This is a genomic window from Psychrobacter sp. Sarcosine-02u-2 (assembly GCF_002836335.1).
GTDB lineage: Bacteria > Pseudomonadota > Gammaproteobacteria > Pseudomonadales > Moraxellaceae > Psychrobacter > Psychrobacter faecalis.
Map to the genome: position 1 here is coordinate 22,135 of NZ_PJBX01000125.1, position 20,718 is coordinate 42,852.

The window sequence follows — 20,718 nt, forward strand, 5'->3', positions numbered from 1 at the left end:
TAAAGGGTCATGTGATTAGCGTTTAGATTAGTGGCTAGAGTCTAATATAATACAACATCAGTAAAATAACTTTTGGAAAATAACATGCAACAAAAAAACCGCGTCATTCTGATTCATGGTCTACATCAAACGGCGTGGATTATGCGCCCTCTTGCCAAACGCTTGCAAGCAGCAGGATTTGATACGTATCAATATGGCTATCGTAGCATGCGAGATAGCATCAAAACCAATAGCGCCCGCTTACATAACTGGCTAGAAAAGCATCACCACCTTGACCAACCAATCGATTTAGTCGGTCATAGTTTGGGTGGTTTGATTATTCGTGATTTTGTCGCTGAATATCCACAATGGCAAATTGGACGCTGCGTAACCCTTGGGACACCGCATTTAGGTAGTGTTTGTGCAGATTATATTTGGCGCTTATCCCCAGCGGTAGTGGGACGCTCGTACATCGATGCACTAGATGGAACCGTCGCACCGTTACCGGAGCATATTACCTTAGGCGTGATTGCCGGTAATCGTCCTTATGGCTTAGGGCAGTTATTTTTGCAGCATCATAATCGCAAACTGCGTCGAGCAGACAACATGCCATCAGCAGAACATCTGCTACACGATGGCACTGTCTATGTTAAAGAAACCAAAATAGAGGCAGCCACTGATCATATTGTCTTGCCCGTCTCGCATACTGGCATGCTGGTCGATAAAACAGTGGCCTCACAAACCAAATATTTTTTACAACATGGACAGTTTGACCATAGCGAGCTTAAGCATTTATAAATGCTAAGTACTTATAAAAGCTAGTTTTTATCGTTTAGCGAACATTGATACCCATACCCTGCTGCAACTCGGTTTTATGTTCCTCAATCACTGGAATCAAGGTTTGCATCACCCACTCATTGCGCCAACCTTTTAACCCTTCTGGCAACTCGCTTATTTCCTTATCAAAGGCAATCACTTCATAGAGCTGCGCGAGCCATTTTTTACGCATCAATACATTAGCAGGCACGCCAATTTTTTCTGCTTGCGCATCGATTACTTGTTGCACTGCTTTTGATAAGACTTTGTTTTTTGAGCGATACGGTGGTATTAGACAGTCTGGATGTTCAGCAGGATGCAGGTTTTTGGCTTCTTTAATGACCTTGAGCAACTCTTCACCATAGAGGCGCAGCATACTACGGTGCATGGTAGTTTTGTGTGCAAGCTCGCGCATACTGCTTGGTTTTTCCGTAATAATCTCACGTACTGCTTGTTTTTTAATGACAAAGGTACGCGGCTGATTGGTCGCGCGTGCTAGCTCTTCGCGCCATGTTGCCACTGCTTGTAGTATCGCCATTTGCTCTGAGGTATAACGATAATCTGCCATCGTTAGATACATCTCATCATCGGCTACATGCTGCGCGTCATATAAGTCACTGGCATAAAGCTGACAATCTGCCCACACGTATTCAAACAGACCCTGCTTTTTCAGCTCATATTCAAGACTTAGATAAAGCGCTGGCAAAAAACGCACGTCATCTATCGCATACTGCTCTTGCTCATCTGATAGCGGACGTTGCAGCCAGTCTGATTGGCTTTGCTCTTTATCGATATGCATATCTAGCTGATCATCAAGCGCCTGCTGGTAGCCCATTTGCAGCTGACCCGTCAAATATGACAGGGCAATTTGCGTATCAAAAATATTGGTCAACGGCGGGCAGTCAGACAATAGATAAAAAATACCCAAGTCTTCACCGCAGGCATGCCAAATCGCCACGTCTACTTTAGCCAAGGCCTGCCATAGTTCGGCCAATTGCAATTGCGGCGCATCTAGTAAATACACATGATTGCCAGTATTTAACTGCACCAGTGCCAAACGCGGATAATAGGTATCGCGCTTAATAAATTCAGTATCTAGTGCCACCCGCCCGCAAGTCGCCAAAGCATCGATAACTTCAGCCAAATCCTCTTGCTGACGTATCCAAGTGACAGCGGCGTCATCGGCGGTGTCTAACAAGGCTTCGATATCAGGCTCGGGTGGCAAATCTGTGGGCGCTACCTCGTCATTGACTGATGGTTTTGATAACTCATCATCAGTAGCCGTATTATCTAAGCGGTTTGATTGGTTAGAAGTAGTTAAAGCTGTTGAAACATGGTTTGACACGGGCAGATACCTGCTGAAATAGAAGAAAATAAAACGCTAAACCGCGCCTTAATATAATGAAAAAAGAATTATAACAATATCATAAAATCAGATGAACAAAATTTTGTTTTAAAAAAGCAGTAATACCAAAGAGACAGACATACTACAAAAATGAGCGATTTTGCATGGCTTGCCCAAGGGTCATACTATCAAGATATTCAAGCTCGCCGCCCATCGGTACGCCTTGCGCCAAACGGGTGATTTTATTGACATGTCGGCCGACTGCTTCACTGATAAAGTGGGCGGTCGTTTGACCCTCAACAGTCGTACCCGTCGCCAATATCAGTTCTTCAACCGGCTCTTGCTTAACCCGCCAGACCAGCTGATCGATATTTAGATCATCGGCGCTGATACCGTCTATGGGCGATAAATGCCCGCCCAACACGAAATAACGCCCACGATAGCCTGCGGTTTGCTCTATCGCCATCACGTCCGCTGCGGTTTCAACCACGCATAACAAGCCATCATCACGCCGTGGATCTTGGCATAATGGACAAACTGCCTCGTCGCTAAAACTATGGCAGCGCTGGCATTCGACAATATCACGCATCGCCTCATCAAGTGCTTGGGCTAGCGCCATGCCTTGGGGGCGTTTTTTGGTAAGCAAATGCAATGCCATACGTTGGGCACTTTTTTGCCCCACGCCCGGCAAAATACGTAGCTGTTTGACCAGCTGATCAAATTTGGCTGTCAGCAAAGTAACTTCCTTTATTTAACTTAATTTATAAATCGTAGCTATAAAAATGGGGTCGTATCGTGTCGATAACAACCCCATTTTTGTGGTCAATCAGCAGTTTTTAGCGCTTATAATCCGCTATCTAGAACAGACCTTGCATACCTGGTGGTAAGCCCATACCTGATGTTGCGCCAGCCATGGTTTCTTCATACAGCTCATCCGCTTGACGCACCGCATCATTGATGGCAGCAGCGATTAGGTCTTCAATCATATCTGGCTCGTCTTCCAATAAACTTGGATCAATGGTCAAACGCTTAACGACGTGGCGACCAGTCATAGTGACTTTAACCAGACCACTGCCCGCTTCGGCTTGCACTTCTTTATTGGCCAATTCTTTTTTAGCGTTTTCAACGTTTGCTTCGACTTTCTTTTGCATCGTTTGTGCTTGTTGCATCAATGCTTGAATATTCATAGTTGCCTCTTTTATTTTGTATTAATGCGTATCATTATAAAACGTGATTCATCACTAAATCTGATGTTAATGGCGATTATACCTTTATCTTTACAAACTGTCTAAACCACGCGCCAAATCTTTGATGATATCTTCCACATCTTCTAAGCCTACCGACAGGCGGATGAGACTATCATTAACGCCTGCTTCTGCGCGCGCCTCAGGCGTCAAGCGAAAATGGGTAGTGGTCGCGGGATGGGTAATGGTGGTTTTGGCATCACCCAAATTATTGGTGATAGAAACCATTTGCGTTGAATCAATCACATGCCACGCTGCGGCTTTTGAATCAGTACCCTTTGAATTAGGGCTAGTCGACGATTTAACTTCAAAGCCCATGATAGCGCCATAACCATCTTTCATATGATGTTGGCGCGTCGCAAGCTCATGCGCAGGATGGTCGCTTAATCCTGAAAAGTGCACGGTGCTAACGTTGGGATGATTGACCAAAAATTCTGCTACTTGATTGGCATTTTGACAATGCGCTTGCATACGTAATTTCAGCGTCTCAAGCCCTTTGGTAAAGACCCATGCGTTAAATGGGCTCATACTGATACCGCCTGAACGCACCACGGTAAACGCCTCTTGTATTAGCTTATCGCTACCGACCAAGGCGCCGCCTAATACCCGGCCTTGACCGTCTAAATATTTGGTCGCAGAGTGAATGACCACATCCGCGCCCAAATCTAACGGTCGTTGCAAGGCTGGTGTGGCAAAGCAGTTATCAACGACCAATAAGATATCGTTGGCTTTACACAGCTGGCTTAAATAACCAATATCACAAATTTGCGCAAGCGGATTGCTCGGGCTTTCGCAATAAATTACCTTGGTATTTGGCTGCACAGCCTGTGCCCAAGCATCATTATCGAAGCAATCGACGTAACTGACTTCAACGCCAAACTTTGCCATATAGTTATTAAATAAACCAATCGATGAGCCAAATAACTGGTTGGCAGCGAGCAAGTGATCGCCAGCTTTAAGATACGCCAAACACATGGTCAAAATCGCGCCCATACCTGAGGCTGTCGCCACCGCACGCTCGCCGTTTTCGAGCGCCGCCAAACGCCGCTCAAAGGTGCGCACGCTAGGATTGGTATGGCGAGAATAAACGTTACCCGTTTTGCTACCATTAAAATGCGCGGCAGCGTCCGCCGCTGATTCATAGACATAAGAGCTGGTGGTAAAAATAGCCTCTGAATGCTCGCCCTCGTCGGTACGATGCTGCCCTGCTCGTACGGCGATGGTTTGCATGCCATAATTAAGATCTAAATTGAGCGCGTCATCGCGCCAGTTTGCATCTAATTTGCTTGCTTGTGATTCATTTGCATCTAATTTATTTGCATTGCTATCATCGTGCGCTTGCGACTGACTCATAAATTTTCCATTGCCCAAGTTATTAGTAAACATTCCGCTTATTTTGATTATAAACAGCATTTGTTCGCGTTATCATAGCATGGCAACTTATTCCAAACAGCTGGTTTCAAAGGCCTGCTAAATATTATTTTTGCATAGCGGTTATGCCTTATTTGCCATTAAACCCTTGCCGTTAAAAAGTTTGCATTGAATCTTTAAGGCAAAATAGCGTAATACATTTCTAACGACACAATGCAAGCGCAAACGATGACTACAAGATATGTCAATCATGGCAAAATAAGTCGCCGCTACCGAAAAAAATAACGTATTTACAATAGGCACAGATGGCGTCAGCTGTTAAGCTTAGCGGCGCTGCGAATATTGCTTTGAACAATATCATTATAGGTGCCATATTCAGTGCTACCATCGGTGAAAACAACCCATAAATCAAGCCCGTTTTAACCAGTGCTTTATTACATTCAGGTCCACTAAGGTCACTCATTTATGTCGATGTTCAGTATAGAACCAAGTAACTTATCGTTGAGCTTAACTCTCGGCCTTACCTTAGGTCTTAGTGGATGTCAGAGTTTGCCAAAGCAGCCGCATTTGCCTGAAAGCCAAGCTTTATCGGCGCGTATTGACGCTTTATACCAACAAGGCAGTCGCGAGCAAAACAACAATCAAAAAGACGGCCAACAAAATGGCCCAAACCCTAATGCAAAGACGGATAGCACTGACCTAGTAGCGGCTATCAGTGAACAAAACGAGATTCACCCTGATTTATCGGGCTATCATCCGATTGTGACCGGTGCCAACGCCTTTGCTTCGCGCAGTATTTTGACCAACATGGCCACGCGTAATATCGATGCCCAATATTATATCTGGCACGATGACCAAGCCGGACAGTTGATGCTAAAAGACTTATGGGACGCAGCCGAGCGCGGCGTCATCGTTCGTTTGTTGTTAGATGATTTTAATAATAGCGCCAAATTCGATCAGCATTTATTACGTTTTGCCAGCCACCCAAATATCGCGGTACGTATTATTAATCCATTGATGTACCGTAAATTTCAAACCTTGAACTATGTCACGGGTTTACCGCGCATCAATCGGCGCATGCATAATAAAAGCATGACTTTTGATAAGCAAATCACCATTATCGGCGGGCGTAATATTGGCGATGAATACCTAAGTAATGATAAAAACAGCCAATTTGCCGATTTAGACGTTTTGCTCATCGGTAAAGTAGTCGCTGACATTGACAATAGCTTTGCCAGTTACTGGTCAGCGCCAATTTCATTTGATATCCAAACCCTTGCCACCCTTGATAAAGGTGAAACCACGGATTTTTTGGAAGGTTTGGACAAACTAAGAGCCGATGAAAAAAACAACAGTAAGAGCAGCTTAGACGTCTATAAAACGGCTATCGAAGATTCCTTTATTGATAGTGACCTAATTAATAAGCGCGTGCCCTTTCGCTGGACTGACATGCAGTTTTTAAGTGATGACGTTGGCAAATTAACCAAAACTGTCCCAGCCGATACCAATTTGGTGCATCAGCTGCGTACTTTATTGGGCAGTCCAACCAAACGCCTGACGATTATCTCATCCTATTTTGTCCCCACCAAAGACGGGGTCAATACGCTGGTCGAGCTGGCAGAAGCTGGGATTGATATCAAGATTTTGACCAACTCCTTTGACGCCACTGACGTGACCGCGGTGCATTCTGGCTACAGTCAATGGCGCCCAAGCTTATTGCGAGCCGGAGTAAAAATCTATGAGCTAAAATCAACCGCTTCTGAAGAAAAACGCGAAAATAAGCTTTGGAAGGCGCGCAGTCAATCGTCCACCAGCCTACATGCCAAGACTTTTGCCGTTGACGACTACCAAGTATTTATCGGCTCATATAACGTCGATCCGCGCTCCGCCAACATCAATACTGAGATGGGCGTCATTATCAATGATGAAGAGCTAGCAAAACAATTGCATAGTGCGCTCAGCGACGAATTATTGGGTCAAGCCTATGAAGTTAAGTTGTTAGAAAATGGCAGTTTGCAGTGGCATACCGTAGAAGCGGGTGAAAAGGTCGTTTACGATTCAGAGCCGCGCGTCGATATTAGTGATCATGTTTGGCTGGCCATCATGTCATGGCTACCGATTGATTGGTTATTATAAGTTTTTATAAATAGCTAAGACTTTTTAGCGCACGACCTTTATTCTATACGCTTTATTTACCCATTTTAATAAACCCCTCTTTATGTGGATGCGTGATCTATTATGCCTTCTCGTTCTCAATATGCTCTGATGTCTTCTAAAGATAGAAATGCTGTGCTGTTTATCTGCTTTAGCAGCGCAGTCGCGTTCTTTGATTTTTTGATTTACTTATATCTTGCTGATATCATCGCTGCCGCCTTTTTTCCTGCTAATACCAGCGCGGCGATGGCAAAAATTCAAGGGCTTGGGCTTTTTGCGATTGGGTATTTGGCACGCCCATTTGGCGGCGTTATCTTTGGACGCTTTGGTGATATCAGCGGTCGAAAGCCGATATTATTAATGAGTATTTTGGTGACAGCCGCAAGTTTGCTGGCGATGGCTTGCTTGCCAACCTATACCCAATGGGGCATGGCGGCGCCCGCTTTATTCATTATTTTGCGCCTGATACAAGGAATGGCGTTTGGACTTTTTGTGCCTTTAGCTTGGGTTTTTGTGTCAGAGCATGTACCACGCCAATATTTGTCAGTCGCTTGTAGTTATGTGACGGCGAGCTTTTTTGTCGGTGTGCTATTTTCTAACGCCTTTTTTCTTTGGTTGACCAACTCCATGACCACGGAGCAACTGGCCGCTTATGGCTGGCGGGTACCATTCTTTATGGCAGCCATCCTAAGCGTGGTGCCTCTCTTGGCGTGGCGCTGGATAGATGAATCGCCGTTTTTTATCGCTATGAAAGCCGCAAAACCAAGAGACTATATTGCCAAACCCTTTATCCTGCTCTTTAAGCATTGTAAGCATTCTATCTTTATCGGTTTGCTGCTCACCTTTATCATAGCCAGTATCACCACCGTTGTTATTCTACTCCTACCCGATTTAATTGAACTGCGCTTTACCTTAGACACGGATTTATTTGGATTTTCACACAGTTTAGGCATCGTATTTATGATTTTTGGCTGTGTGTTTTATGGCTTTATATCCAACCATCAAAACTTCGGTAAAGTATTGGCTATTGGCTCTATCTTATTAATTGCGCAGATGTTTGCGTTCTTTTATCATCTGCAAGCAAGTGGCGATTACATTCTTATCATGTACGCGCTGTTGGGGTTTTGCGCCGGTATTGTGGGGATGGTGCCCGCCATTTTGGTACAATTATTTCCAACCAATGTGCGCCTCACTGGCATGGCGCTTTGTTATAATGTCGCTTATGGGATTGTCGGAGTGTTGGTGCCTTTTGGACTGGGTTATGCGACTTTATATATCAGTTTTTCGCCGGCGCTATACATTGCCTTTGTAGGCTTTATCGGCATTATCGTGGGTATTTATTTTTATAACCTACCCGAATTCAAAAAAATTGATGAGGTCATTTAGAGCGTTGCTATCTACTGATAGCAATATTATGCATTGTCATTGATTTTCCTATTCTTTAATCTCACTAGACTGATTAATAAAAGAGCGCCTTACATCCATGATGCGTGGTGCTCTATCTGTTATTTTTTAGTATCTAGTGAGACTTACACTTGAAAACACTGAGGCTTTACCCTAATGGTTGACATGACCAACAAACGACTTTCTGTTGCGCCCATGATTGACTGGACAACGACAGATTATCGCTACTTTGCACGGCTATTTAATCCGCACGTCTATCTTTATACCGAGATGATTAGTACCGGTGCGCTGCTACATGGCAACCGCGCGCGGCATCTGCGCTTTGATGCGCTTGAGCATCCGCTGGTGCTACAACTTGGCGGCGCAGATATTAGCGAGATGACTCAATGCGCCCAATTTGCCCAGCAGCACGGCTATGATGAGGTCAATATCAACGTTGGTTGCCCCTCTGATCGTGTCCAACATAATAAGATTGGCGCTTGCCTCATGGCAGAGCCGCAGACGGTTGCTGATTTGGTCAAGCACATGCAGGCAGCGGTCGATATTCCGGTAACCGTCAAGCATCGTATTGGTATCGACGATTTTGACAGTTATGAGTTTATGGTAGATTTTGTCGAAAAAGTCGCAGCGGCAGGTTGTACACGCTTTATTGTCCATGCCCGTACGGCGTGGCTACAGGGCTTGAGCCCGAAACAAAATCGCGAAATACCGCCATTACGTTATGATGATGTTTATCGGCTTAAGCAGGACTTCCCTGCCCTTGATATCGAAATTAACGGCGGTATCGAAACGATTGAGGATATTAAAACGCATTTGCCGCATGTCGATGGCGTGATGATTGGTCGGGCGTTTTATCATAACCCGTACTTATTGGCAGAAGCGAATAGTTTATGGGGCGAACCTAGTCCTAAGCGCTCGGATATTTTGGCGCAGTTGTACCCTTATCTAGAAAAACAAAGCGCTAAAGGTGAAGCCCTACCAACGATGACGCGGCATTATTTAGGATTGTTCCAAGGTTTGACAGGTGCACGCAAGTGGCGACAGGCATTAAGCGGTAAACCACAGCTAACGATTGATGATATTAAACGAGCCGCTGAAGAAGTCTTAGCCTTAAATCCAGATGCCTAGTCATCGATCCCTATAAGCATAAAATAACAGCCAATGGGTGCATAGCTAATTGATAAAGACATTCATCAATTAGCTATTTTACGTTTATATATAAACCTTTAACTAATTTCCGCTAAATACTGCGCCATCGCGGCGCCATTATTAACAATATGTAGCAGCATTGGTAATACTAGCGAGCCTGATTTGATACGCGCGTAGCAAAATATCAATGCCAATATCACAATGGTGCTGATCTCATACATGCCATATTGCAGATGAATCACCGCAAATATCACGCTGGTCACTAGGCTTGCAACTATTGCGCCGCGATGCTCTGCGTTGGCTACGTTTGAGAACTGCTCAGCAATAGCCGACCACAACAATCCACGAAATATCAGCTCCTCATAAATTGGCGCGACAATCACCATGGCAAATATCAATAACCAGACTGAGCTGACAGACTGATATAAGGGGTCAACGAAGACCAATGGCGATTCATGAAGCAAATATGTTAACGCCTGACTACCGATCATAAATATCAGCAATAGCCCTAACATGCCGATGCCTACCGTCCATGAAAACGGCTTGAGCGCCAGATACTGTTTTACATTGCCGCCCCTCACCCGAATCAATAAAACGCTGATTGCCACCAATAATATACAGCCGATAACGATAGAAAGACTGACCACGGTGCCATCATTGCTACCAAAAAAGAAAATATCGCCCATAGTGGCATGCTTAGTAGCGGGCAATACCATTTTGCTGGCAATATAGACGCCGATTAATTGACTGATAAAAAACGTCACTACCATCCCAATGACCAGCAGCAACGTACCCAAGCGTGAAAATAGCGGTGCTGACTTAGGGATAGTCGTCAGAGTAGCTGTGGTGGTCGCATTTTTTAGCATAAAGATATCACTTAAAAAGGTGTGCTAGCTGCCCACAGGATATTTATCATCAGCTCTAGCATTTATAAGCTCTAAGATTCACAACCATCGTTTATGTTGGCAACTGCTGTTTGATAAGCTCAAGCACTTGACGCGCCACCGACTCTGGGTGCTCAAGCGGGAACATATGACCGCCAGCGTGGGTTTCATAATCGATAGTAAGGCGTGATTTGATTTGCTGCGGGAAGCGGCGCTTAAGAAAGATACTGTCTTCACCAATGATGAGCGTCACTGGCGTTTTTGGTGCACGGTTCGGCGTCAGCCAATACCATGACGGATTGGTACGAAACACCTCAACTTCCCTGGCTTTAGGGATAGCCAGTGTCACTTTGCCGTCCGCACGCTCATGTAAACCATGCTCGATATATCCCTGAAAGCTACGCTCATCGAAATCTTTAAAAAAGCCCTTATGACGCAGCTTATCATAGGCGTCTTCGCGGCTATCCCAAACATCACGGCGATGCTTAGACACGCCCGCTGGCGACAGCTTATCCATCAAACGATTATTCATCAGCGGTAATCTATCGGCGGTTTTGGCCAAATGCCAGAGCAGGCTGACTTTGCCATAAATCCATGGTGGATCCATCAGCACCGCTTGCGCAAATATCTCCGGCGCACGGTATAACGCCTGCATAGTACACATGGCACCAAGCGAATGCCCAACGCCTACTAACTGACTTACGCCGTGCTGCTCACAAGTGCGTTTAACACTGTCAATAATCTGCTGGGTCAGGCTTTGCCAATGGTTATCTACTGGATAATCGGGCGTATTACCCAGCATAGGGATATATTCAATGGTAAAAAATTCAGCAAGCGGGGCAAAAAACGGCGCATAAACGGCGCTTGGCATACCATTGGCATGGGCAAAATGAATGACAGGTTTTTGGGTTATCTTAGATTTGGGTAATGACTCAAAGGTCTGTGGATTAATGGCACTCATGACAAGCTCTCAGTAATTTAAATAGCTGTTTATTATAATAATCAAAATTTATATACAATTAAGGCTGAGCATAATCATATACTCAGCCTTAACAATCATACACATTAAATCTAAAATATAAAGCGCTTAGCGCATCTGCGCCTGACCCTCTTCTTGCGGTAACACATCAAGCTTGATGCTTGAGCCAAGACCCGCGCCTAACTTAACCGCAAAGCGATCCATAAATAAGCTAAATGGGTCGGTTGGCGTATAATTGACGACGTTATCAAGCTTCAGCTTCTTCTCTAAAGTTGAGATACTGCCCTTTTTGTCAGCTAAGCCAAGCTCAATCGACTGCTCGCCAGTCCAAAATAGCCCTGAAAACAGTTTGTTTTCCTCAGGATTCTTTAGACGATCGCCGCGACCTTCTTTGACTGCATTGATAAAGTGCTTATGAGTATTATCCAAAACTTTTTCGACATGCTGCTCTTCATAGTCAGTCAGTGGACGTGATAGGCTTAAAATATCTTTATACTCGCCTGCGGTAATGGTGCGGTCTTTAACGCCAAATTTATCCATTAAGCCTTCGATATTATAGCTTGGCATAATTACGCCAATCGAACCGACTAAGCTTGATGGATTGACATAAATCTCATCCGCAGCTGAGGCGATATAATAAGCGCCAGAAGCACCCATATCACCAATCACCGCGTAGAGTTTTTTGTCAGGATATTCTTGACGCAAATCCATCATCGTCTGCCAGATTTCATCAGACTGTACGGGTGAGCCGCCGGGCGAGTTAATGTCAAGCGCCACGGCTTTGGCATTACTGTTTTCAAAAGCGCGAGTTAAGGCCTCATTAACATCGTAAGCATTGGCGACATCACCACTACTAATCGTTCCTTGGATTTCAACCACCGCCAAATGCGGCTTACTGGTATCAACGCCTTCAATACTGGTTGGCGTTTTGGTACTACAACCACGGCCAATGGTCAAAAATATCAATAAAATATAACCAAAGGTCAATAGCTTAAAGAAAATACTCCAGCGACGGGCGCGGCGCTGCTCAACCACACTGGCTAGTAACGTATTTTCAAGCAGTCGCCACTCTTGTCCGCTCGGCTGATTTTGCTGCTGCATCGGCGTTGGCTGGTTGGCCGAGTTGTCAGGACGTTTGTTAGGGTCTGGTGGCCAGTTGGGCATATAACTTCCTAAGTCAGAAACAATGTAAAACGATAAAAGAGAGAACTAAAAACTTGATATAGCAAAAGCGTGATAGCTATTTTTACTTGTATCAATGCTTTTATAGCGCTTTGATAAAGTTGAATAAGCTACTAAGTATGGTGGCATTTCTCTCATGGTTCAATAGCAGAACTGTGAAATAGCTTGATATTATAAAGGTGACAGGTTATAGGAGCGAGGTATTTTATAAGGATAATACCAATAAGTCAGATTATAAGGTTAATCCTTACTATCGGCCTCAAAAGCTAGAGCGGCATCTAATGGCTTATTATCATAAGTGATTGTCTCATGGATTTGTTGCTGAGTTATTACCTCAGTAGAGATATGCGAGGCACTATGTCCAAGCCATGTTGTGCTGTTTATGACATTACCTAAGGTGTTGTTTAATGAGTTTTTTAAAGTGTCATTTTTAGTATTCGGTTCAATCGCGCATAATAAAGACCACATTTGCCACACGCGCGGATGGGTATCGGCATTTAAAACCAAACGTGATTGAGCATTTTTAATCTGAGAAGGTGTCACTTTGTTATCGGACTGAAGTGTTTGTACTTTAGTAGCTAATGATTTGAGCGGGTCAGCAGCATTGTAGTTTATCACGTGAATAGGCAGTCGACTGTCAAGTTCAAGCGTACAGTCCCAGACACTGGCATCGTTTATTTTGCTCCAACCTGTGAGAGCTTGCAACGTTAAATCACCATTGGCGAGTTGCCAAGTTTTACCTTGCTCACAAACTTGAGCACTGATGGTTGCATGAGTTCTATTTTTACCAGATTGACTGGCTAGTTGATAAGCGCGCTGGAGCTCGGGCCAACGCTCACTACGCCCTGCTTGCCAATACTGAGCGGTTGGGAGACGTTGACTTAGCTCAGCGACGGTCATTGGTAGCAGCTCAGAGCCGTTTGGCTTATAGATGGTCGGCAATGACTTACGGTTGTTATTTGTTAATGTTGCTAAAGATGTCGTCAAGGCCGCGCTACTGCTTTGGACTACCATACCTTCTAGACGCGTGATAGATAAGCTGCGCAGTTGCTGCTCTAGGGTCGCAGATAACTTGTCAGCGGTTAGCGTGCTTGGCATCGTACGAGTATCATAAGGCCTATGATCGGCTAAAATTAACCAGCTAACGTTTGTCTTATTAACTTCATTATTTAGCACAGGGTATTGTAGCACCGCCGCGCTTAAATATTGGTCGCCCGTTGGCAGAATATAGAGAGTCGGAGTCATGGTTAACGACTGCTGATTGGCGTATACCGTCATAACCAGTAGCGTTAACGGCGCTAGCGCAAGCCAACGACTGATAAGCCCGCGCGGCAATAACCACGGTAACATCGCCAATAATACCATCAGCAAAATTGCCATATTCACTGGCGTATAAAGCCATGCCCCTGAAAATATCGGTAACGCCGTTAGCCACGTGATAAGCTCGTGTAAATAAGCGACAAGAGCAATTACCAGAGTCCAAATAGCATCTGCCAGCGTGGGCACAATAAGATAGCACAGCCCTGCCAATAGATTCAGCGGTACAATCACCCATCCAAATAAACCGATGGCAAATAAATTAACGATAAATCCTAACAATGACGCTTTGCCGAATAACAATAAGGTTATGGGTAATAGCGCGATAAATAGCCAAAACTGTAATTTGAACAGGCGTTTAAATCCCAACCATGTACGTTGAAGTATCTTCGCATTTTTATTGTCATTAGAGTTCGTGGTCGTTAAGCTTGCAGACTCTGTTTGACTCCATGATACTGAACTATCTTCGTACTTTAATAGCAGTGCTACCGCTATAAAGGACAGCCAATAGCCAGCCTGCCACAGTACATACGGGTCGAACCATGCCATCAATACCGCCAGCGCCAACAATATACGCATGGTACTAATAGGCAATAGCGTTAAACGTATCAACCCTATCGCTAATAACATCCATGCGGTACGCGCAGCAGGTACATCAAACCCAGTAAATAAGGCATAAATAAAAGCCGCGCTCATCATAACCCACCAGCGCAATTGCCAGCGCGGGATATGACGATAGATAGAGGGGTAAAAACGATTCAACAGTAAGACTGCCAATCCCGCTAATACAATCGCTAAAAATAAAACGTGCGTTCCTGAGATGGCCAATAAATGAGAAATACCTGCCAGCTGATATAAATCTTTGGTATCGCGATTGATTAAACTGCGATCACCGGTCAGCAAACTCAAAGTCACCGCTTTTGCTTGCTGCTCTGCGAGAGTTTGCCCTGCCCAGTCCTGATAAAAATGCTGACGTAGTTGCCAACGTCCTTGGTCTATCGCGTTACGAAAGCGGTATAAATAAGAATTGTCAGCTTCAGACAATGCTGCTGAGCCATTAAACAGAATAGTTGAGGTGCTGGTCGCTAATATAGTGGCAACCCCATCGATATGTCGCCCTCGTAACCAACGATAACTATCAAATCCCGTTGGATTGTTCAGTGCTTGCTCAGAGTTGGCAAGTGGCGCTAGCATCAAAGTCATCAATAACTGATCACCTGGCTGCAAATGATTTAGTTCTATAGTCTGCGATTTATTCTCAGTACCTTTCTTAGAAGGTTTTTTAGGGAGCGGCTTTTTAGAGAAAGATTTTTTTGGATAAGCATTTAGCAGTATACGATATTGTTTATTTTCGAAATATTCGAAATTATCTCCGTTTAAGTTATTTTCTTTATTGCTTAGGCTATTATTAACATCTTCTCTATAATTGGCATTGTAATTGACGCTCAGTTTGTCCAAACCCTGCGACGTTAGCTCGGACAGTAAAGGCGATATATGGCTAATGGTAGCAACCTGCCGATAGCCACTATTACTTGCGTCGTCATAGACACTGTCACTGATGCCTTCGATGCTCACCAACGCTTGCACGCGCACAGTTTGTTTGATGGCATTACTTTGCGCCTGTTGCTGATTTATCAAAGCGAGCAGCCCACTACCACTAATCAGCGCCACTGCTAATACTGCCATTAATAAATGATGAGCAAATTTATAAAGTAATGATGATGTAGAAGATGGGGTTTTAGCAGCATTTTGAACAGCAAAATTTTGAGCAGAGGAATTTTTAACATACCTCTTTTTAGCGTCAATCGAGGGTGAAAACGCAATGTAACGCTGATTGATAAATACCAGAACGATGGTCAAAGCTATTAATAATAACGGCAAGATAGAAGATGTGCTGAGGTCTGGTAATAAGGAACCAACAGGCAGCGGCATAGTATCTGCAACGGCCAAAACTCCCATCATAACGATGATTATCAAGCTACCAATTAACCAGTACACTAGCGCTCCTCGCTTGCTTGATAGCTCGTCCATTGCATATAAGTTGTGTGATGAATAATGACCGTTCTAAACATTGAACCAACCATCAAGTGAGCAAACCGTCAAGCGATGGCATTTATGTGGCTATTACCCTATACTTACCAGAAATATTGCAATAGTGATTATTCAACATTATCTAGCCGCTTTTCTGATAACATTTATAGCTATATTTTTTATTAATAATATCACTGTATATCAGCCCATCAATATGATTGAGCGGGCTGAAGATAACACGTAAAGGCGATTCTGTGCCAAACAAACGTCTAAAAGACCTACTTCCTACCCCTGAAAAAATCTTAGAAAGTCGCTCATTAAAACTATTTGCGCCGCAACTTGCCGACCCTCGTTTATGGCATTTTAATCGCCATAGTTTAAATAAAGCGGTTTATATCGGCGTGCTCAGCGCATTTTTCCCGTTGCCAGGACAGATGTTGCTGGCCTTAATCGGTGCGCTTATTTTTCGTGCCAATGTGCCGATGGCGCTTGGTCTGACTTGGATTACTAACCCGCTGACGACTCTGCCGGTGTTTTATGCTGGCTACTATATCGGTGCCAAAATCCTTGATGTGCCGATGATTAGCTTACGAATTATCGGCAGAATGATTTCAGATTTTAGCTTATGGCTCATCTCTGATGGCGCCAATCCTTTTATTACTTATAAAGGTACGGTATCTATCGCCGCTTTTTGTCTAGGATTAACAATTTTAGCGGTCATCAGCAGTATTGTCTGCGGTTTGGCGTTTAAAGCCATCTGGCGCTATAAGACTGTCACCAGCTGGCAAAAACGTCAGAAAGACTCTGCTGAAAAAACCAGCAAGCATGAATAGCCTTAATTATTAATAATCGATCTTGTCGCGTTAGTCATCTTGTAAAAATAGCAGCATTTTATAAAGTTGGAAATATCTTATAAAATCATTGCCCAATTTATAAGCGACCTTATAACTCGCCTTCTTCCTCTTTATGCTTGTCGATAGCATTTTTAACATTGTCGGTGAGGTTGGCATCCATCACAAAGATATCTAGCACTTTCTCATCTTTTAGCAGCGTATAACGCTTGCCAGTCGCACTATCTTGCGCCTTTAAATCGTAATCTGCACCCGCTAAGGTAATTGAGTCAAAAACCGGCGTCAGCAAGTCTATTTGTGCTTGTTTATCAATGGTGTCAAATAGCGTCGGATCCATATAAGGCTTTAGTGGCTCATTGCCCTCTTCGGCACTACCAAACGCTTCAATCGGATCATCATTTTTATCCATCTCATCATTCCTTATTTATCATTCTATCTACTTGTTAAAGCTGCTAGATACAGTCTGTTTTTTTCGTCGTTTTTATCATTAATTTTTATAGTCAGTAACTTTTATAAAAAAGCTAACCGTATCATGCTGCTGCTCAGTAACAGCAATTCTACAGCTTATTGAAAAAAAGTATTAAAAATGACGGCTTTAGTAATCTTCCCAATGTCCATTACGGAGCAGGAGCTGACGGTCAGCAAGGGCTGCCAAACTGCGGTCATGCGTCACCATCAATAGCGCGGTTTGCATGGTGCTTTGTAGCTCGGATAACAGCCCAAACACGCTTTGCGCGTTGTCATAATCCAAGTTACCAGTCGGCTCATCGGCCAAAATAAGTGATGGTTTGGTCACAAGCGCGCGAGCAATCGCCACACGTTGACGCTCACCGCCTGATAGCTCACCGGGTCTGTGGGCCAAACGATGCTCCAAACCGACACTTTTTAAAATATCTATCGCTTGTTGACGTGCCTCGGTCGTCGATACTTTTGGACGCATCAGTAGCGGCATAGCGACGTTTTCAACAGCAGTAAACTCTGCTAATAAATGGTGAAACTGATAAATAAACCCCAAGTGCTTATTACGCATCGCCCCGCGCTCGGTCTCATTCATACTATTTAATAGCTGCCCATGTAGCCAAACTTCACCGCTACTGGGGGTATCCAGTCCGCCGAGTAAATGCAGCAAGGTACTTTTTCCCGAACCACTGGTACCGACAATCGCAATGCGCTCACCGGCATTGACGGTCAAATCCAGACCGGTCAATACTTGCGTGCTCACCGCCCCTTCATCATAAATTTTATTAATATTGGTCGCTTTTAAAATTTCAGACATGGTACTTCCTTTGTTTTATTTATCATAGCTTTGACGATTGACGCCTGTAGATTACTCGTAACGCAGCGTTTGCGCAGGCTGAATTTTCGCCGCTCGGCGCGCTGGATAAATGGTCGCCAAAAAGCTCAGTATAAATGACGCACTGGTAATCAGCACCACATCGGTCAAACGCAGCTGCGATGGCAGATAATTTACAAAGTAAGCATCAAACAAATTGAGGCCAAAGGTTTGATTGATAAAGCCCAAAATATCACTAACGGTCAGGGCAAAGATAACACCAAGTATGGTGCCCGCAATGGTACCAATAAAGCCAATAACGATGCCCTGTACCATAAACACATGGGTAATCAGACGCGGTGAAGCGCCAAAGGTTTTTAGAATGGCAATATCGGCTTTTTTGTCGGTCACTAGCATGACCAGACTTGAGACAATATTAAAAGCGGCAACTAAAATAATTAAGAACAACAGCAAGCCAACCATGGCTTTTTCCATTTGAATCGCACCAAACAGATTGCCGTGCGTTTGGGTCCAATCGCTAGGATATAACTGCTCAGGGGCAATGGCAGCAGCTCTTTGAGCGGCCATCGGTGCGTTAAAGATATCGTCAAGCTTCATACGAATACCCTGCGCGCCCTCTGGCAGACGCAGTAATTTTGCCGCATCGCCCATCGGAATAAACGCCATTAGGCTATCTACTTCTGGACTGATGGTAAAGATACCCGTCAACGTAAAACGCTTAAAGCGCGGTATCACACCCGCTGGTGATGGCGACGCTTCTGGCAACACCAACGTCACTTTATCGCCTAAGCGCAGCCCCAAAGATTGCACCATCTCTTCACCAAGCACAATACTGAACTCACCGTTTTGTAAGGTATCAATACTGCCTTCTACCATATGCTCGTTGATGATAGAGACGTTCTTTTCGTACTCTGGATCGACGCCGGTGACCATGATTCCCGCCACTTGACCATTAGAGGTCAGCATACCTTGCAGCTGAATAAAGGGCGCGACGGCGGCGACTTCCGGATCTTCTTTAATCTTATCTGCCACCTCCTTCCAGTCGCCGATAATCTCGGTTGAAATAACCGTCGCTTGCGGCACCATCCCCAAAATACGAGTCTTTAGCTCACGATCAAAGCCATTCATGACCGATAGCACCGTAATCAAGACCGCGACGCCAAGCGTGAGACCAATCATAGAAATCAAGGATATAAAGGAGATAAAACCATTACTACGTTCTGCTCGGGTGTACCGTAAGCCGATAAATAACGCTAAAGGACGAAACATATTCAAACTCTTTATCTTATCTACGTGCGACTTTATTTATGTTAAAAAATCAGCCACGGCAAATGCTGCATAGTATCGCCTTTATGAGAGGCTTTGCCGCAGAAACATATCAATCGAACACAAAAACAGGTTATGAGCAGCCAAATATCGCTGTCAAAAGGGAGCTAGTTTGACACAATTTGACTTATTTGTGCCAGTCATTCGCAAAAACTGCGGGTATTTTCTCACAAAAACCTAAGTTTTATGATTATTTTTCGGGCAGGACTTGCTATTGGTTGCGTCTATACCTATATATTGTATGCTAAGGACAATTGTCATTAACCCCTCATTGTTGTTTGTTGCCTCTTTACTGACGACATTGCTGGTTATCATAAACCAATCCAATCAACGATAGGATAATGGTTCAGCAATCACAGTTTTAGACCCAAACCGCATGGCTGACTTAAGTTTGAGTATCTTCATGACCATAAATTATCAATATAAAAACATCCAATCGCCTACCAAAATCACCTTAACTGACGAGCAGTCTGCTGGTCACGCCGATCATTGGCGCATTCTGACCGATGATATGAGTCATGACGTGCCAGAATGGCTGCAAAAGATGATCGAGCAGGCTGCCATGCCTAAAGGCCTAAATAGCAATGTCAGTGCCAAAGACAGCTGCTTATTGCTATCGGAAGACCAGCCTTGTCATATCAATCAAGTGTTGGCGATGAATGACGGCAAGCCTGAATGCTTTATTAACGCCTACCCTTGTGTCGATAGCCCTTATGGTTTGACGTGCAAAATCGAGCGCATGATTGTCAATGACAACACTCACGATGCCGTCTTACGCTTACGCACCGCTGATGGCAGCATTATTTATGCTTTCGACCAGCTGTATACCGCTAACCGTCATTTATATCAGCAAGATACCGCTTATTATGTGAACTTTAGTGCGTGGGCGCATGAGATTAAGCTGAGTGAACAAGACGAAGTGATTATGGTCGAAGACCAAGAAGCCATTCGCTACCATCGCGCTTTTAACGACATCGTCGCCGCCAACGATGGAAAAATGCCTGACGATTTACAAGAGCAAATCAAAGCGTGGCAGCCTGAAACCAAAGAACAAATGGCGCCCGTCGAGATTAATCTTGGTCATATGTGCGCGTATTTGTTCGGCGATACCATAGGGCAAGAAGACGAAGCTTGGTGTCAAGGTCAGGTACTCGGTAAGCAAGAAACACTATTTAATGGCCAGACCATCATCTTATTTGATGTGGTGGTACTGCGAGAGCAAGATGCCGACCCGTTTGTCATTCGTATCGGCGCACCTAAAACCGAAGCCACCGCTGCTATTGAAGTGCATGACTATGTACAGGCGAATATCTGGTTACAAGCGGCAATTTACAAAGAAAATCAAAAACCACAAACAACTGCGCAACAATCAAAAGCCAGTTAATTTAGAAG

Annotated in this window: 17 protein-coding genes; 6 read left to right on the forward strand and 11 right to left on the reverse strand. The window is 44.3% G+C overall.

Translation table 11 applies throughout. The features are described from left to right. The first annotated feature begins 84 nt into the window (after window positions 1–84). The gene (locus CXF58_RS03675) at window positions 85–777 is read left to right on the forward strand and encodes an esterase/lipase family protein (RefSeq protein WP_102076635.1); all 693 of its coding nucleotides are present in this window, start codon (window positions 85–87) and stop codon (window positions 775–777) included. A gap of 34 nt (window positions 778–811) precedes the next feature. On the opposite strand, the gene CXF58_RS03680 is transcribed toward CXF58_RS03675, so the two are convergent. The 4 genes from CXF58_RS03680 to CXF58_RS03695 all read right to left on the reverse strand — a co-directional run bounded on the left by CXF58_RS03680 (window position 812) and on the right by CXF58_RS03695 (window position 4,614). Beyond that, window positions 812–2,140 carry a ribonuclease D gene (locus tag CXF58_RS03680; protein WP_102076636.1) on the reverse strand — a complete coding sequence of 443 codons (1,329 nt, stop codon included), beginning with the start codon at window positions 2,138–2,140 and terminating at the stop codon, window positions 812–814. Window positions 2,141–2,282: 142 nt separating this feature from the next. After that, window positions 2,283–2,876 carry a recombination mediator RecR gene (gene recR, locus CXF58_RS03685; RefSeq protein ID WP_102076637.1) on the reverse strand — a complete coding sequence of 198 codons (594 nt, stop codon included), beginning with the start codon at window positions 2,874–2,876 and terminating at the stop codon, window positions 2,283–2,285. A gap of 121 nt (window positions 2,877–2,997) precedes the next feature. After that, window positions 2,998–3,327 carry a YbaB/EbfC family nucleoid-associated protein gene (locus CXF58_RS03690; protein ID WP_068404078.1) on the reverse strand — a complete coding sequence of 110 codons (330 nt, stop codon included), beginning with the start codon at window positions 3,325–3,327 and terminating at the stop codon, window positions 2,998–3,000. A gap of 90 nt (window positions 3,328–3,417) precedes the next feature. Next, on the reverse strand, window positions 3,418–4,614 hold the full coding sequence (locus CXF58_RS03695) for an O-succinylhomoserine sulfhydrylase (RefSeq protein WP_416375567.1): 1,197 nt from the start codon (window positions 4,612–4,614) through the stop codon (window positions 3,418–3,420). Between the two features lie 606 nt (window positions 4,615–5,220). Here CXF58_RS03695 and CXF58_RS03700 point away from each other — a divergent pair. From CXF58_RS03700 to dusA, 3 genes are all read left to right on the forward strand, one after another. Next, complete coding sequence (locus CXF58_RS03700) at window positions 5,221–6,891, forward strand: phospholipase D family protein (RefSeq protein ID WP_068404079.1); 1,671 nt, start codon at window positions 5,221–5,223, stop codon at window positions 6,889–6,891. A gap of 102 nt (window positions 6,892–6,993) precedes the next feature. Then, on the forward strand, window positions 6,994–8,295 hold the full coding sequence (locus tag CXF58_RS03705; protein WP_102076639.1) for an MFS transporter: 1,302 nt from the start codon (window positions 6,994–6,996) through the stop codon (window positions 8,293–8,295). Between the two features lie 174 nt (window positions 8,296–8,469). Beyond that, window positions 8,470–9,441 (forward strand): tRNA dihydrouridine(20/20a) synthase DusA, encoded by a 972-nt coding sequence (gene dusA / locus CXF58_RS03710; RefSeq protein ID WP_102076640.1) that lies wholly within the window; start codon window positions 8,470–8,472, stop codon window positions 9,439–9,441. Between the two features lie 98 nt (window positions 9,442–9,539). On the opposite strand, the gene CXF58_RS03715 is transcribed toward dusA, so the two are convergent. The 4 genes from CXF58_RS03715 to CXF58_RS03730 form a co-directional block, all read right to left on the reverse strand. After that, window positions 9,540–10,328 (reverse strand): CPBP family intramembrane glutamic endopeptidase, encoded by a 789-nt coding sequence (locus CXF58_RS03715; protein ID WP_228706531.1) that lies wholly within the window; start codon window positions 10,326–10,328, stop codon window positions 9,540–9,542. Window positions 10,329–10,419: 91 nt separating this feature from the next. After that, window positions 10,420–11,307: an alpha/beta fold hydrolase gene (locus CXF58_RS03720; protein WP_102076641.1), complete on the reverse strand. Its 888-nt coding sequence runs from the start codon at window positions 11,305–11,307 to the stop codon at window positions 10,420–10,422. A gap of 126 nt (window positions 11,308–11,433) precedes the next feature. Then, window positions 11,434–12,489, reverse strand: a complete 1,056-nt coding sequence (gene sppA / locus CXF58_RS03725) for a signal peptide peptidase SppA (protein WP_102076642.1) — start codon at window positions 12,487–12,489, stop codon at window positions 11,434–11,436. 258 nt (window positions 12,490–12,747) lie between these two features. Beyond that, a complete protein-coding gene (locus CXF58_RS03730) occupies window positions 12,748–15,822 on the reverse strand; it encodes a ComEC/Rec2 family competence protein (RefSeq protein WP_102076643.1) in 3,075 nt (1,024 codons plus the stop codon). A 287-nt stretch (window positions 15,823–16,109) separates the two neighbouring features. Between CXF58_RS03730 and CXF58_RS03735 the strand changes: the two genes are divergently transcribed. Continuing rightward, window positions 16,110–16,688: a DUF2062 domain-containing protein gene (locus CXF58_RS03735; protein ID WP_068404088.1), complete on the forward strand. Its 579-nt coding sequence runs from the start codon at window positions 16,110–16,112 to the stop codon at window positions 16,686–16,688. A 109-nt stretch (window positions 16,689–16,797) separates the two neighbouring features. On the opposite strand, the gene CXF58_RS03740 is transcribed toward CXF58_RS03735, so the two are convergent. From CXF58_RS03740 to CXF58_RS03750, 3 genes are all read right to left on the reverse strand, one after another. Further along, window positions 16,798–17,115 carry a hypothetical protein gene (locus tag CXF58_RS03740; protein WP_102076644.1) on the reverse strand — a complete coding sequence of 106 codons (318 nt, stop codon included), beginning with the start codon at window positions 17,113–17,115 and terminating at the stop codon, window positions 16,798–16,800. 186 nt (window positions 17,116–17,301) lie between these two features. After that, entirely contained in the window at window positions 17,302–17,982 is a 681-nt protein-coding gene (gene lolD / locus CXF58_RS03745) for a lipoprotein-releasing ABC transporter ATP-binding protein LolD (protein WP_068408142.1), read from the reverse strand. A 51-nt stretch (window positions 17,983–18,033) separates the two neighbouring features. Continuing rightward, window positions 18,034–19,269, reverse strand: coding sequence for a lipoprotein-releasing ABC transporter permease subunit (locus tag CXF58_RS03750; protein WP_102076645.1), 1,236 nt, complete (start codon window positions 19,267–19,269; stop codon window positions 18,034–18,036). A 460-nt stretch (window positions 19,270–19,729) separates the two neighbouring features. On the opposite strand from CXF58_RS03750, the gene CXF58_RS03755 reads away from it, so the two are divergent. Next, window positions 19,730–20,710, forward strand: a complete 981-nt coding sequence (locus CXF58_RS03755) for a hypothetical protein (protein WP_102076651.1) — start codon at window positions 19,730–19,732, stop codon at window positions 20,708–20,710. Window positions 20,711–20,718: the final 8 nt, after the last annotated feature.

Coding starts and splice junctions, on each gene's coding strand:
- CXF58_RS03675 (WP_102076635.1), top strand. CDS start 85: ATGCAACAAAAAAACCGCGTCATTCTGATTCATGGTCTACATCAAACG.
- CXF58_RS03690 (WP_068404078.1), bottom strand. CDS start 3,327: ATGAATATTCAAGCATTGATGCAACAAGCACAAACGATGCAAAAGAAA.
- CXF58_RS03695 (WP_416375567.1), bottom strand. CDS start 4,614: ATGCAAACCATCGCCGTACGAGCAGGGCAGCATCGTACCGACGAGGGC.
- CXF58_RS03700 (WP_068404079.1), top strand. CDS start 5,221: ATGTCGATGTTCAGTATAGAACCAAGTAACTTATCGTTGAGCTTAACT.
- CXF58_RS03705 (WP_102076639.1), top strand. CDS start 6,994: ATGCCTTCTCGTTCTCAATATGCTCTGATGTCTTCTAAAGATAGAAAT.
- dusA (WP_102076640.1), top strand. CDS start 8,470: ATGGTTGACATGACCAACAAACGACTTTCTGTTGCGCCCATGATTGAC.
- CXF58_RS03715 (WP_228706531.1), bottom strand. CDS start 10,328: ATGCTAAAAAATGCGACCACCACAGCTACTCTGACGACTATCCCTAAG.
- CXF58_RS03720 (WP_102076641.1), bottom strand. CDS start 11,307: ATGAGTGCCATTAATCCACAGACCTTTGAGTCATTACCCAAATCTAAG.
- sppA (WP_102076642.1), bottom strand. CDS start 12,489: ATGCCCAACTGGCCACCAGACCCTAACAAACGTCCTGACAACTCGGCC.
- CXF58_RS03740 (WP_102076644.1), bottom strand. CDS start 17,115: ATGGATAAAAATGATGATCCGATTGAAGCGTTTGGTAGTGCCGAAGAG.
- lolD (WP_068408142.1), bottom strand. CDS start 17,982: ATGTCTGAAATTTTAAAAGCGACCAATATTAATAAAATTTATGATGAA.
- CXF58_RS03750 (WP_102076645.1), bottom strand. CDS start 19,269: ATGTTTCGTCCTTTAGCGTTATTTATCGGCTTACGGTACACCCGAGCA.
- CXF58_RS03755 (WP_102076651.1), top strand. CDS start 19,730: ATGACCATAAATTATCAATATAAAAACATCCAATCGCCTACCAAAATC.